Origin of the sequence: Shewanella hafniensis (assembly GCF_019655335.1) — a bacterium.
GTDB lineage: Bacteria > Pseudomonadota > Gammaproteobacteria > Enterobacterales > Shewanellaceae > Shewanella > Shewanella hafniensis.
This window is the reverse complement of sequence record NZ_BPFD01000056.1, coordinates 1-13,206: the sequence shown is the minus strand read 5'-3', so window position 1 is coordinate 13,206 and position 13,206 is coordinate 1. Positions and strand designations below refer to the sequence as shown.

The window sequence follows — 13,206 nt, the reverse complement described above, 5'->3', positions numbered from 1 at the left end:
TTTACTCTTAAGTTAATCGTGTTTACGGGTCATCAATACCACGGCTTCTACCGCAATACCTTCTTTACGCCCGGTAAATCCTAGCTTTTCTGTCGTGGTCGCTTTGACATTAATATCGTCAAGTTCCGCGGTTAAATCGGCGGCCAATATCTGGCGCATTGCCTCAATGTGCGGCGCCATTTTAGGGGCTTGCGCTATGATAGTGACGTCAAGATTCCCTAGCACAAAGCCTTTTGCCCTCGCTAAAGCATAGCAATGACGTAACAATACGCGGCTATCGGCACCTTTATAGGCGGTATCTGTGTCGGGGAAATGTTTACCTATATCGCCCAGCGCTAGCGCACCGAGGATAGCATCGGAAATCGCATGCAATACCACATCACCATCGGAGTGAGCAACGAGACCTGTTTCATAGGGCACTTCCACACCACACAAAATTAACGGGCGTGTTTCGCCAAATTTATGCACATCGAAACCATGGCCGATACGGATTTTCATTTAATATTCCTAACGTATTATTTTACTTTGATTATGACTATTTTGCGGCACGCATTAAAAACAGTTCGGCCAATCCCAAATCATCGGGGTGCGTCACTTTTATATTGTCAGCACGGCCCGAAACAAGTCCGGGTGAAATGCCCGCCCATTCCATCGCCGAAGCCTCATCTGTAACTACCGCACCTGCCGCCAGAGCGGCATTGAGGTAATCTTTGAGTTGCGCGGCCTGAAATAACTGCGGCGTCAATGCATGCCATAAATTATCGCGGCAGACAGTGGCACTGATTTCACCCTGTTTATTGGCGCGCTTCATGGTATCGCGCACTGGCATGGCCAAAATAGCGCCTTGGGGAAATTGCACTCTGGATGCGAGTAGCTTGTCGATATCCGTCGCGGTTAAACAAGGTCTTGCCGCATCATGCACTAAGGCCCAACTGTGCTCGGGCGCAATTTGCAGCGCCGCCAACACAGAATCTGCGCGCTCACCGCCACCTAATACTGTGGTCAATTTAGGATGTGCGGCCTGTGGCAGGGTATTGAAGATAGTATCATTCGGATGTAAGGCAACGATGACGTGGGAAATGTGCGGGTGAGACAACAGCTTATCTAAAGTATGGCCGAGAATACTCTGGCCGCACACTTCAAGATATTGTTTAGGTCTGTCGGCGCCCATGCGACTACCAATGCCCGCAGCGGGAACGATAGCCACCACAGCTTGAGTGCTATGCTCAGCTTGGCGCTGCAATTCAGTTTGCATTACCGGCTCAGATTGACTGCCTGGATTGGATTGTTCGCTTAATCCAAGATCTAAATGTCCTAGCTCTGACATCCTAACTCCATATTACTGGGATGGACTCGATACTGAGCGATCACCACCCACGACGCGATAGAAGGTTTCACCTTCTTTGACCATGCCAAGTTCGTTACGCGCACGTTCTTCTATGGCTTCGGTACCACTTTTCAAATCGATGATTTCTTCCTTCAGCACTTGGTTACGCTCATTGAGTTTGGCGTTACCTTCTTGCTGCACCGCAATTTGTTTTTGCAGGACGAAATATTCAGGAAGACTATTATCTCCCGACCAAAGACGAAATTGCAGCAAACCGAGTAGCACTATGAGTGCAATGACAAAAAATTTCATGGAGGAATTAGCGTCAGTATCTTGGATTAAAAAAATATACAGCAGATAGTACAACAAAAAAGGCCACCAAGTGGTGGCCTTTTTACATCAAAGTTTAAATTACGCCTGACCTTTGATCTCTTTCAAACCACGGTATGGCGCTTTTTCACCTAATTGCTCTTCGATGCGCAGCAATTGGTTGTATTTAGCAACACGGTCAGAACGACACAGTGAACCGGTTTTGATTTGGCCAGCAGCAGTACCTACGGCTAAGTCAGCAATAGTTGAATCTTCAGTTTCACCACTACGGTGTGAAATCACCGCTGTGTAGCCGGCTTCTTTCGCCATGCGAATGGCCGCTAAAGTCTCAGTCAATGAACCGATTTGGTTGAACTTGATAAGGATTGAGTTAGCAATACCGTTTTCAATACCACGAGTTAAGATTTTAGTGTTAGTAACGAATAAATCGTCGCCCACTAATTGGATCTTGTCACCCATGATTTGAGTTTGATAAGCCCAACCATCCCAATCTGACTCGTCTAAGCCGTCTTCGATAGACACGATTGGGTATTGATCAGCCAATGATTTTAAGAAATCAGAGAAACCGTTCGAGTCGAATACTTTGCCTTCGCCCGCTAAATCGTATTTGCCGTCTTTGTAGAATTCAGATGCAGCGCAATCTAGCGCTAAGGTCACATCCGTACCTAACTTATAACCAGCCAATTCAACCGCTTCTTTAATAACAGCTAACGCATCAGCGTTTGAGGCTAAGTTAGGTGCAAAACCACCTTCGTCACCCACAGAAGTGCTGAGACCTTTGTCGTGCAATACTTTTTTCAGAGTATGGAAAATTTCAGCGCCCATGCGCAGTGCTTCACGGAAGGTTTTCGCGCCAACGGGTTGCACCATAAACTCTTGGATATCAACGTTGTTATCCGCGTGCTCGCCACCGTTTAAGATGTTCATCATAGGCACAGGCATAGAATATTGGCCTGGTGTACCGTTTAATTCAGCGATGTGCGCGTATAAAGGAATACCTTTAGATGCTGCTGCTGCTTTAGCAGCCGCTAAAGACACAGCCAGAATCGCGTTTGCGCCTAACTTGTCTTTGTTTTCTGTGCCATCTAAGTCGATCATGATTTGATCAAGCTCAGCTTGTGCAGTGGCATCTTTGCCTAATAATGAAGCGCGGATGACGCCGTTTACGTTAGCAACAGCCGTTAATACGCCTTTGCCTAAATAACGGCTCTTATCGCCATCACGTAATTCTAACGCTTCGCGGCTACCGGTCGATGCGCCAGAAGGTGCCGCAGCCATACCGACAAAACCACCTTCTAAATGCACTTCGGCTTCAACAGTTGGGTTACCACGAGAATCCATAATCTCGCGACCAATCACGTTAATAATCTTAGCCATAACACCCTCGATTTAAGTTTAAAGATAAAAGAAAAAACCAATACCTATGGGAATAAATGGAAGTCACATACCGCAGAAAATAACAAAATTCCATTTACGGTTTGCGTCCATACAGATGCAACTGATACGCATGCTGTTTATACCCAGAGGTATTAAGTTCTTATGTTTCAAGTAGCGATGAGTGTAGCAAAAGGCCGGCCCCACTGTCGCGGGTCCGGCCTCAAATATTCTTACTTCAGATCACGTTTTTGATGCGCACTTGCCGCAGCAATAAACCCTTCGAACAATGGGTGACCATCGCGTGGAGTTGAGGTGAATTCAGGATGGAATTGACCTGCTACAAACCATGGATGATCTTTTAATTCGATCATTTCCACCAGCTTACGATCAGAAGACAAACCGCTGAAGATCATGCCAGCTTGTTCTAAACGCTCTCTGTATTTGTTGTTCACTTCGTAACGATGACGGTGACGTTCTACACAGCTAGTCCCTTTGTAGGCTTGGGCCGCTTTCGAACCATCGAGTAAATGACACAATTGAGCGCCTAAACGCATAGTGCCACCTAAGTCAGACGCTTCATGGCGCTGCTCGACGTTACCTTCTTCGTCAATCCATTCAGTGATCAAACCCACGACTGGGAATGGTGTTTCTTTATTGAATTCAGTTGAATGTGCATCAGCCATGCCGGCAACATTACGCGCAAATTCAATCAGGGCAACTTGCATACCTAAACAAATACCAAAATAAGGTAGATTGTTTTCACGGGCAAATTTTGCCGCCAGTATCTTACCTTCAACACCACGCTCGCCAAAACCGCCTGGTACTAAGATACCGTCTAAGCCCTGTAAGACTTCTTCGCCTTTGGCTTCTACGGTTTGTGAGTCAATGTACTTGATGGTCACTGATACGCGGTTTTTAAGGCCAGCGTGTTTTAATGCTTCGTTAACTGACTTATAGGCATCTGGCAGTTCGATGTATTTACCCACCATACCAATAACGACTTCGCCGTTTGGATTAGCTTCTTGATAAATCACATTTTCCCACTCAGACAGATCCGCTTCGCGGCATTCTAAGCCGAAACGCTTAACTACTAAGTCATCCAAACCTTGCGAACGTAACAAAGCTGGGATTTTATAAATACTATCAACATCTTTTAATGAAATAACCGCACGCTCTTCGACGTTACAGAACAGCGAAATTTTGGCTTTTTCATTCGCAGGAATCGCACGATCACCACGGCAAACCAGCACATCTGGTGCAATACCGATAGAACGCAGTTCTTTCACAGAGTGTTGAGTTGGCTTAGTTTTCACTTCGCCAGCCGCGCCTAAGAAAGGCACTAAGGTTAAATGCATGAACAGAGTACGATCACGACCCAGCTCAACACCGAGCTGACGGATAGACTCTAGGAACGGCAAAGATTCGATATCACCCACAGTACCGCCAATTTCGACGATAGCCACATCATGGCCTTCGCCACCGGCTAATACTTTTTCTTTAATCGCATTAGTGATGTGTGGGATAACCTGAATGGTTGCGCCCAAATAATCACCACGACGTTCTTTACGTAATACTTCTTCGTAAATACGACCGGTAGTGAAGTTGTTACGACGATTCATCTTAGTACGGATGAAACGCTCGTAGTGACCCAAGTCGAGATCTGTTTCTGCACCGTCTTCAGTAACAAATACTTCGCCATGTTGGGTTGGGCTCATGGTACCCGGATCAACGTTAATGTAAGGGTCCAGTTTCATGATGGTTACATTGAGACCGCGGGCCTCTAAAATTGCAGCTAATGATGCTGCTGCAATGCCTTTACCTAGTGATGAAACCACGCCACCAGTAACGAAGATATACCTTGTAGTCATGCTGAACCTGAGAAAATGAGTTTGAAAATACGTGCTTGTAAGAAAGCACTAGGACGGGGCAGTAGTATACCAAAGGCGGCGCGATTCGACAAACACCAATCGGGATAATTTGCCGTTTATCTCGTCTCTGTCGCTTTTACTTGGTCCCAGTAGGCATCAAGCTCCATTAATGTGTGCTCTTGCATACTTTTACCGCTGTCATTTGCTAACTGCTCAACGCCGCGAAAACGCCGTTCAAATTTAAGGTTAGCTTGGCGCAGCGCTTGCTCTGGATCAACCTTAAGATGACGAGCTAGATTCACTACGGCAAATAGCAAGTCGCCCATTTCGGACTGCACTTTCGCTTGGTCTTGCTCGGGTTGATTCACTTCATGCAAGACTTCATCGATTTCTTCGTGAATTTTTGCGACCACGGGTTCAAGCTCTGCCCAATCAAACCCAACTCGCGCTACTCTTTGCTGAATTTTGATTGAGCGCGACAGCGCGGGTTGGGTAAGCGGAATATTGTCTAACGCAGAAACCACAGTATCAGCTTGGGTTTCACCCGCCACTTGCTGCGCCTTTTGTTCGCGTTCAGTCGCTTTAATCGCCTCCCAATTGGCTTTCATCGCTTGGGCGCTATCGCCTATTTGCGGATTTTGCTCACCAAACACATGGGGATGACGGCGGGTCAACTTGTCGCTGATTTTCTCAATCACAGTAGCAAAATCAAACAACCCCAGCTCTTTACCAAGCTGACAATAGAATACGATTTGAAATAATAAATCCCCCAGTTCATCGGGTAACTCATCCCAGGCTAAACGCTCTATGGTATCGGCAACTTCATAGGCTTCCTCTAAAGTAAAAGGCACTATAGTTTGAAAGGTTTGCGCTTTGTCCCACGGGCAACCTGTTTGTGGGTCGCGCAGTTTTTCCATAATGTTAAGCAGCGGCTCAACATCTGTTATAGAAAATCCCGTAGTAGAAGGTTCCGTTGTAGAAATTTCAGTGATAGAAGGTTCAGTAGAAAATGAGGTTAATGGCGCCGTGTGGGAAGTCATGCTGATATCCTTTAAAGATAAATACTGCAACGGGCGAATATTGAGAAAGAACAAAAAATACGCCTCCGCAGTGTTTTTTAGCAAAAGGCTACAATAAAGCGATGATGATAAGCTAGGTAAAATAAAAGCGCTATTTTGATGCTGAGATCAGATTTTAGTGCTGTATTTCAACTAAGACTTATTTTAACTAAAGAGTATTCGCTCCATTTCGTAATTCATTCATCTCGTGAGCAATAAATTGACAAGCTTCCTCCCCTAAAAATTCTCATCTATGTCCTGCATACAAGTATTTAGCGCAAGCCATCTTAAATGATAAGATACGCAGCAATATTTCAATGAAGCTAAAACTCACCGAGTGAAGACCTGACAATTTCGGCCAAACTATGCACATGATAAATGCGGTCCTTCAATTTATTCATTTGATTGATGTTAGATATATTTCGATTCTGTCGTCCGATGTTAGGACGCACACCCTTATCGTTTTTAAGCATTACTGGAGACAAAATTCATGACAAACGCGACTGTGGATACCACGCCGTTAACGACTAAGCCATCTCAAGATGGTTTTTATATGCCCGCCGAATGGGCGGCGCAGCAAGCCGTATGGATGATTTGGCCATATCGTCCTGATAACTGGCGCTCTGCAGGCGCTTATGCTCAAGCGACCTTTGCTAAAGTGGCCGATGCCATTGGTGGCGCGACGCCCGTGTATATGGGTGTACCTAAAGCCTTTTTAGCTGAAGCTCAAAAAGTGATGCCATCGCACGTCACTTTGGTTGAAATGGACAGTAACGATTGCTGGGCGCGTGACACTGGGCCAACCGTAGTTGTGAATGATAATGGCGAATGCCGTGGCGTTGACTGGGGCTTTAACGCTTGGGGCGGCCATAACGGTGGTTTGTACTTCCCATGGGATAAGGACGAACAAGTTGCACAGCAAATGCTTAAGCAACATGGGTTTGCCCGTTACAGCGCGCCGCTGATCCTCGAAGGGGGTTCTATCCATGTTGACGGTGAAGGCACCTGTATGACGAGTGCCGAATGTTTACTCAACGCCAACCGCAACCCAGATCTGACGAAAGAACAGATTGAAGACTTACTGCGTGACTATTTGAATGTTAAGCAGTTTATCTGGTTGCAAGATGGCGTGTATATGGATGAGACCGATGGTCATATCGACAACATGTGCTGTTTTGCTCGCCCAGGCGAAGTGATTTTACACTGGACTGATGATGAAACCGATCCCCAGTATCCTCGCTCAAAAGCTGCGCTAGATGTGCTGCAAAATACCGTGGATGCACAAGGCCGTAAGTTAAAAATCCATCTGTTGCCACAACCGGGGCCGCTGTATTGCACCGAAGAGGAATCACTGGGCGTGACAGAAGGCACTGGCGTGCCACGCACGGCGGGTGAGCGTTTAGCGGGTTCTTATGTGAACTTTTTAATCACCAATAATCGCATCGTGTTCCCGTTGCTTGATCCTGCAACCGATGATATCGCCGCCCAAAAACTGCAGGAAATCTTCCCAGAGCATGAGATTGTGGGTGTGCCAGCCCGTGAGATTTTATTAGGTGGCGGCAATATCCATTGTATTACTCAGCAAATCCCTGCTGGAAAGTAACCCAAGGAGAACAGCATGACGATTGATGTCACTGTTATTACACCACAATTAGCTTTCAGCGGGAGGGCGTAAGATGTTTGAAGTCACTGAAGTTTCTATTGCCGAGCAGCGTGAAGCACTCGAATCCGGCCGCACGACTGCGGTTGAGTTGGTGAAATCCTATTTGGCTCGAGTGGCGGCTTACGATGGTCCTGCCACTGAGACTAAGTTGAATGCGTTAGTGGTTCACAATCCCGATGCGCTCAAAGAAGCCGAGGCGTCGGACGCGCGTCGTGCCCGTGGCGAAACCTTAAGCCCGCTCGATGGTATTACGTATACCGCTAAGGACAGCTATTTAGTGAAGGGACTGACGGCGGCGTCTGGCAGCCCAGCCTTTAAGGATTTAGTGGCCCAGTACGATGCCTTCGCCGTCGAGCGCCTACGCGCTGCGGGTGCTATTTGCCTAGGCAAAACCAATATGCCACCTATGGCCAATGGCGGTATGCAGCGTGGTCACTATGGCCGCGCTGAAAGCCCATACAATGCTGAATATCTTACTGCCCCATTCGCTTCGGGCTCTTCTAATGGGGCGGGCACGGGCACAGCGGCAAGTTATTCGGCTTTCGGTCTTGCCGAAGAAACTTGGTCGAGTGGCCGTGGCCCTGCGTCCAATAATGGTTTATGTGCCTATACACCGTCTCGCGGCGTCATTTCGGTGCGCGGCAACTGGCCATTAACCCCAACCATGGATGTGGTCGTGCCTTATACCCGCACTATGGCGGATATGCTCGAAGTGCTCGATGTGATTGTGGCCGATGATCCTATCACCCGTGGCGACCTCTGGCGCCTGCAACCTTGGGTTCAAATCCCTAAAGCTACTAGCGTTCGCCCAGAATCCTATCTGGCGCTCGCCGCTAGCGCCGACACCCTTAAGGGTAAGCGTTTTGGCGTACCACGCATGTACATCAACAAAGATGAGCTCGCGGGAACCAGCGAAAACCCAGGTATCGGTGGGCCAACGGGACAACGCATCCATACTCGCCAATCGGTTATCGATTTATGGGAAGCGGCGCGTAAAGCCCTAGAAGCCGCTGGTGCGGAAGTGATTGAAGTCGATTTTCCGCTGGTGTCAAATTGCGAAGGCGACCGCCCTGGCGCGCCGACCGTGTTTAACCGTGGCATAGTGACACCACAATTCCTCCATGATGAATTATGGGAACTCTCGGGTTGGGCATTCGATGAATTCCTGCGGGCGAACAACGACCCTAAACTCAACAAGCTTGAAGATGTGGTGGGACATTTGATATTCCCCCATGACCTCGGCACCTTGCCAAACCGTGAGGGTGATTTAGCGGCTGGCATGGAAGAGTATGTCAACATGGCTAAGCGTGGCCTTAAATCCTTCGATCAGATCAACAGTATTCCCGATGGTCTGCGTGGCTTAGAGAAGACCCGTAAGCTGGATCTCGAAGACTGGATGGACGGGCTTAAGCTTGATGCCGTGCTGTTTCCTACCGTGGCCGATGTCGGCCCCGCCGATGCCCATGTGAATCCGGCCTCAGCCGATATCGCTTGGAGCAACGGGGTTTGGGTCGCTAACGGTAACCTAGCAATTCGTCACTTAGGCGTGCCGACTGTGACTGTGCCTATGGGCGTGATGGCCGATATTGGTATGCCAGTGGGGTTAACCTTCGCGGGCCGTGCCTATGACGACAATAACCTGCTTAAGTTTGCAGGTGCATTCGAGGCAACAGGCAGCAAGCGCATGCTCCCTCCGCGCACGCCAGTGCTTGGTGAATAAGCGCCAAGACAATGTATAAACCTAAGCACTAAATGTAAGCACTAAATGTAAGCACTAACCGTAAGCACTAAATGCATTAGCTTAGAAATGAAAACGGGATTGGCATCTATTTGCCAATCCCGTTTTTTTAATACCGACGTCGATACCCTTTCAACAAAGCTAGACTTATGCCGCTATAAGACATACTGCTGTAAAACATACAGCAACACTTAACGCGTCTTATCTTAACGCCAAGAGTTCTTTTCTGATGATCTCTGCGCCTGCACTCAAGGCATTGAGTTTCCCTCTTGCGACTTGATGGGATAAAGGCGTCATGCCGCAGTTGGTACAAGGATAGAGCTTGTCGGCATCAACAAATTTGAGGGCTTTTCGTAGAGTGTCAGCCACTTCCTCTGCAGTTTCAATCGTGTCGGTGGCAACATCAATCGCGCCGACCATGACTTTCTTACCGCGAATGAGTTCAAGTAGCTCCATTGGCACATGGGAGTTGTGACATTCAAGCGAGATAATATCGATATTCGATTTTTGCAGTTTAGGAAACACTTCTTCATATTGACGCCACTCTGAGCCTAAAGTTTTTTTCCAATCTGTATTGGCTTTAATGCCGTAGCCATAACAAATATGTACCGCCGTTTCGCATTTAAGGCCTTCAATGGCTCTTTCTAAACAGGCAATTCCCCAATCGTTTACCTCATCAAAAAACACATTAAAAGCAGGCTCGTCAAATTGGATAATATCAACACCGGCCGCTTCTAATTCTTTGGCTTCCTCATTAAGAATTTTGGCAAATTCCCACGCAAGCTTTTCGCGACTTTTATAATGGTCATCATAAAGCGTATCTATCATGGTCATTGGGCCAGGCAGCGCCCATTTAATCCGTTGCGTGGTTTGCTTGCGTAAAAATTTGGCATCCTCAACAAACACCGACTTTTGGCGGCTCACTGGGCCGACAACCGTGGGCACACTTGCATCATAGCGATCACGAATTTTCACGGTTTTACGTTTTGAAAAATCAACGCCGTTGAGGTGCTCAATAAACGTAGTGACAAAATGCTGCCGCGTTTGCTCGCCATCACTGACAATATCAATCCCTGCGTGTAGTTGATCCTGTAATGACAAACGCAGTGCATCGTGCTTACCTGTAATTAATTCCTCTCCTTGCAATTTCCATGGAGACCAAAGTGTTTCAGGCTCTGCAAGCCATAAAGGTTTAGGCAAACTGCCCGCAGTTGAAGTTGGTAGCAGTCCGTTGTTAATCAGGTTTTTATTAAGTCTTGTTGTCATGATAATGATGCCGTATTGAATTAATTATTGGACGTGGCTTTAAAGCCGTTCTGCGAAGAAAAGTGATTAAACGCAAAGCGACTAAACGGAATTAGCAGACCATTGTTCAAAAAACGTTTGGTAGGGCTTGATAAAGTGCTCCGCTGCAAACTTGCCTTGCTCATTCGCCAGCTGACTGCGTTCTGCTCGGTCATAAACAATTTGAGTCAGTGAATGATCCAAGTTTTTCAAATTGGGTTGATAGCATTTCCCTGCAACAGCATTGGCGTTATAAATCTCAGGGCGATAGATTTTTTGAAAAGTTCCCATAGTGCTGATGGTGCTTATCAACTCAAGATGGGTGTAATCATTGAGTAAATCACCAAAGAAATAAAAAGCTAACGGCGCCACACTATTGGGCGGCATAAAATAGCGCACCTGTAAGCCCATTTTTTTGAAATATTGCTCAGTTAAAGACGATTCATTTGGCTGATATTCAACCCCTAATACGGGATGCTGATTCTCAATTCTATGGTAGGTTTTATTATCCGACACACTGAGACAGATAACAGGTGGCTTATTAAAATTCTGTTTGTAAGCATCAGAATTAACAAAAGACTGAAATAGCTTGCCATGTAGACGACCAAAATCATCTGGAATACTAAATTTGGCTTGGCCCTTATTATGTTCTGCCAGTAATACGCTAAAGTCATAATCGCGTACATAAGATGAAAAGTTATTACCGACAATGCCTTCAATACGTTTATTGGTTTTATGATCAACAATATTGGTTTTCAAAACTTCAATCGATGGAAAAGTTTGACCACTGCCGTCAATATCCAGATTAACTGAGATGATTTCCAGCTCGACGCTATAACGATCGCCTTTAGGGTTATCCCAGTGCGCTAAGGCATTAAAACTGTTATCAATCATCTTTAACGCATTGCGTAAGTTGGCTTGGCGATGACTGCCTCTGGCCAAATTAGCAAAGTTGGTGGTGATACGCGTCTTGTCTGAGGGATGATAATTTTCATCAAGACAAATGCTGTTAATCGTAAATGTAAAATGCTTATTCATAGTGATCCAGTATCCCATTGTCTGATTTCAAACCTGAGTTTATGCCCTGCGCTTCTCGCTTCTAGACCGGACTCTGATAGACATCATTCGTGTTCTGTCTGAGGTTCTATTTACCTTAAGTGCCGATGACTTAAGTCCTGATGGCTTAGCTAGGGTGCAACTTCAAGCTTGTCTAATATTTCGCTTGGGGTCATTTATACGTGGTTCGGCACATGAACAAAAACGGTTTTATTTCACATACAACATGAGCCATATTCATGATCAATTAGCATGGCGTTGTGGATTAACCAGAACTTGGGATTGGGAAAGCTGAAAAGCAGGAGCAGCAATATGTTTTCGAGTTAGTTTCCCAATAGAGACAGGTCGTAATATTACAGGTTGCACATATTTGTCGGGTGGACGACACTTGTTACCAAGTGCCGTCTCCCTAAGAACCGTACGTGCAACTTTCACTGCATACGGCTCAAGCCTCCACAAAAGCATCGTTTGATACCCAACAACTTATAAAGCAGTCAGAGCAGGTTCATTCCAATAGTTGCGAGCTAGCCTTTTGGACTTTCTCTTCGCCAAGTATTCTTGGTATTGAGGGTCAAATGGGGTTGCTGAACTTCGGATTTTCACATGTCTCTCGATAGGCACTTTGGCTATTTGGAAGAGATTGAACTGACAATCCATCCCCAAGAGCTTCTGCCAACCGTGAAATTGCCACCGGCCTTTTCGATTGACGAAGTATTTAAGGGCTATCCAAGTTTTAGATTTGGTTGGATGACGCCTTTTGGCCCAGTGCCAAATACACCATTTTTTAATGAATTAGCTCAATTTTATGCCTTAGCTTTAGCCCTTCAACTTTTGATGACTCTCATTTACCCCATTTTAGTTCGTATAAGTTGTAGACAAACCGAAAGTGCATTATGTTGTTGATCTAAAATGGATGGCCAAATTTTTTCGCATTAAGCTCTTTCCAAAATACCGAGACAACGATGGACCAAAAATTATTACAAGCTATAAACGTTGGCTTCTATAACGCGAAGGAAAAATTCCACAAACAGGAAACAATATCCAATCAACTCATATCAACAATTTTTGTTCATGAGGTTTCTAAGTCCATACACCAAACTATTTTTGATGCAGAGCACGCATTAAAAACCATAGAAGTGGATGATTATTTCGTAAAGAAACCTGGTGAATGGCTACTAGATTGCTGCATTGTAAAAACAAAAAACTCCTTCATACAAAAAATAGCATTTGCCTTAGAGTCAGAAAGTAATACAAGTAAAAAATCTTTTGACGAAGATTTTGCGAAAATCTTACACATCAACTCTGACGTAAAGCTATACCTTAACGGCCTAAACCAAACGACTACCGGAGGCATTAATAAATATATAGCAGGTCGTCTTGAATATGCGGAGTCCATATTAAAATCAAATACTTATGAAACTAATAATTTTTATTTAGGCTTTTGGCCATCACCAAAACAAGAGAAGAAGGGACTTTATTCATTTTGGAAATGTTTTCATCAACAC

At 45.8% G+C, this 13,206-nt stretch carries 12 protein-coding genes; 4 read left to right on the top strand and 8 right to left on the bottom strand.

Annotation, left to right across the window (positions count from 1 at the left end):
• Positions 1–12: 12 nt before the first annotated feature.
• The 6 genes from ispF to mazG all read right to left on the bottom strand — a co-directional run bounded on the left by ispF (position 13) and on the right by mazG (position 5,942).
• The gene (ispF, locus tag K5Q99_RS15360) at positions 13–498 is read right to left on the bottom strand and encodes a 2-C-methyl-D-erythritol 2,4-cyclodiphosphate synthase (protein WP_106651222.1); all 486 of its coding nucleotides are present in this window, start codon (positions 496–498) and stop codon (positions 13–15) included.
• 37 nt (positions 499–535) lie between these two features.
• A complete protein-coding gene (ispD, locus tag K5Q99_RS15355) occupies positions 536–1,327 on the bottom strand; it encodes a 2-C-methyl-D-erythritol 4-phosphate cytidylyltransferase (RefSeq protein WP_220590841.1) in 792 nt (263 codons plus the stop codon).
• A 12-nt stretch (positions 1,328–1,339) separates the two neighbouring features.
• On the bottom strand, positions 1,340–1,639 hold the full coding sequence (gene ftsB / locus K5Q99_RS15350; protein WP_106651866.1) for a cell division protein FtsB: 300 nt from the start codon (positions 1,637–1,639) through the stop codon (positions 1,340–1,342).
• Between the two features lie 99 nt (positions 1,640–1,738).
• The gene (gene eno / locus K5Q99_RS15345) at positions 1,739–3,034 is read right to left on the bottom strand and encodes a phosphopyruvate hydratase (protein ID WP_220777353.1); all 1,296 of its coding nucleotides are present in this window, start codon (positions 3,032–3,034) and stop codon (positions 1,739–1,741) included.
• 230 nt (positions 3,035–3,264) lie between these two features.
• Positions 3,265–4,902 carry a CTP synthase gene (gene pyrG, locus K5Q99_RS15340; protein ID WP_106651225.1) on the bottom strand — a complete coding sequence of 546 codons (1,638 nt, stop codon included), beginning with the start codon at positions 4,900–4,902 and terminating at the stop codon, positions 3,265–3,267.
• 116 nt (positions 4,903–5,018) lie between these two features.
• Positions 5,019–5,942 carry a nucleoside triphosphate pyrophosphohydrolase gene (mazG, locus tag K5Q99_RS15335; RefSeq protein ID WP_220777352.1) on the bottom strand — a complete coding sequence of 308 codons (924 nt, stop codon included), beginning with the start codon at positions 5,940–5,942 and terminating at the stop codon, positions 5,019–5,021.
• A 508-nt stretch (positions 5,943–6,450) separates the two neighbouring features.
• Between mazG and aguA the strand changes: the two genes are divergently transcribed.
• Both aguA and K5Q99_RS15325 read left to right on the top strand, forming a co-directional pair.
• Positions 6,451–7,563 (top strand): agmatine deiminase, encoded by a 1,113-nt coding sequence (aguA, locus tag K5Q99_RS15330; RefSeq protein ID WP_220777351.1) that lies wholly within the window; start codon positions 6,451–6,453, stop codon positions 7,561–7,563.
• Between the two features lie 73 nt (positions 7,564–7,636).
• Positions 7,637–9,343: an amidase gene (locus tag K5Q99_RS15325; protein WP_220777350.1), complete on the top strand. Its 1,707-nt coding sequence runs from the start codon at positions 7,637–7,639 to the stop codon at positions 9,341–9,343.
• 219 nt (positions 9,344–9,562) lie between these two features.
• Here the strand turns inward: K5Q99_RS15325 and K5Q99_RS15320 are convergent, their stop codons facing one another.
• Both K5Q99_RS15320 and K5Q99_RS15315 read right to left on the bottom strand, forming a co-directional pair.
• A complete protein-coding gene (locus K5Q99_RS15320) occupies positions 9,563–10,627 on the bottom strand; it encodes a methionine synthase (RefSeq protein ID WP_106651229.1) in 1,065 nt (354 codons plus the stop codon).
• A gap of 81 nt (positions 10,628–10,708) precedes the next feature.
• On the bottom strand, positions 10,709–11,683 hold the full coding sequence (locus K5Q99_RS15315) for a DUF1852 domain-containing protein (RefSeq protein ID WP_106651230.1): 975 nt from the start codon (positions 11,681–11,683) through the stop codon (positions 10,709–10,711).
• Positions 11,684–12,304: 621 nt separating this feature from the next.
• Here K5Q99_RS15315 and K5Q99_RS15310 point away from each other — a divergent pair.
• Positions 12,305–12,604 carry a hypothetical protein gene (locus K5Q99_RS15310; protein WP_220777349.1) on the top strand — a complete coding sequence of 100 codons (300 nt, stop codon included), beginning with the start codon at positions 12,305–12,307 and terminating at the stop codon, positions 12,602–12,604.
• A 59-nt stretch (positions 12,605–12,663) separates the two neighbouring features.
• Positions 12,664–13,206, top strand: a 543-nt coding sequence (locus K5Q99_RS15305) for a hypothetical protein (protein WP_220777348.1), incomplete at its 3' end; no start/stop codon positions are given.

Bases quoted from the DNA above. Each gene is read 5' to 3' on its own strand.
- ftsB (WP_106651866.1), bottom strand. From the start codon at position 1,639: ATGAAATTTTTTGTCATTGCACTCATAGTGCTACTCGGTTTGCTGCAA.
- mazG (WP_220777352.1), bottom strand. From the start codon at position 5,942: ATGACTTCCCACACGGCGCCATTAACCTCATTTTCTACTGAACCTTCT.
- pyrG (WP_106651225.1), bottom strand. From the start codon at position 4,902: ATGACTACAAGGTATATCTTCGTTACTGGTGGCGTGGTTTCATCACTA.
- ispF (WP_106651222.1), bottom strand. From the start codon at position 498: ATGAAAATCCGTATCGGCCATGGTTTCGATGTGCATAAATTTGGCGAA.
- K5Q99_RS15315 (WP_106651230.1), bottom strand. From the start codon at position 11,683: ATGAATAAGCATTTTACATTTACGATTAACAGCATTTGTCTTGATGAA.
- K5Q99_RS15325 (WP_220777350.1), top strand. From the start codon at position 7,637: ATGTTTGAAGTCACTGAAGTTTCTATTGCCGAGCAGCGTGAAGCACTC.
- ispD (WP_220590841.1), bottom strand. From the start codon at position 1,327: ATGTCAGAGCTAGGACATTTAGATCTTGGATTAAGCGAACAATCCAAT.
- K5Q99_RS15320 (WP_106651229.1), bottom strand. From the start codon at position 10,627: ATGACAACAAGACTTAATAAAAACCTGATTAACAACGGACTGCTACCA.
- K5Q99_RS15310 (WP_220777349.1), top strand. From the start codon at position 12,305: ATGTCTCTCGATAGGCACTTTGGCTATTTGGAAGAGATTGAACTGACA.
- aguA (WP_220777351.1), top strand. From the start codon at position 6,451: ATGACAAACGCGACTGTGGATACCACGCCGTTAACGACTAAGCCATCT.
- eno (WP_220777353.1), bottom strand. From the start codon at position 3,034: ATGGCTAAGATTATTAACGTGATTGGTCGCGAGATTATGGATTCTCGT.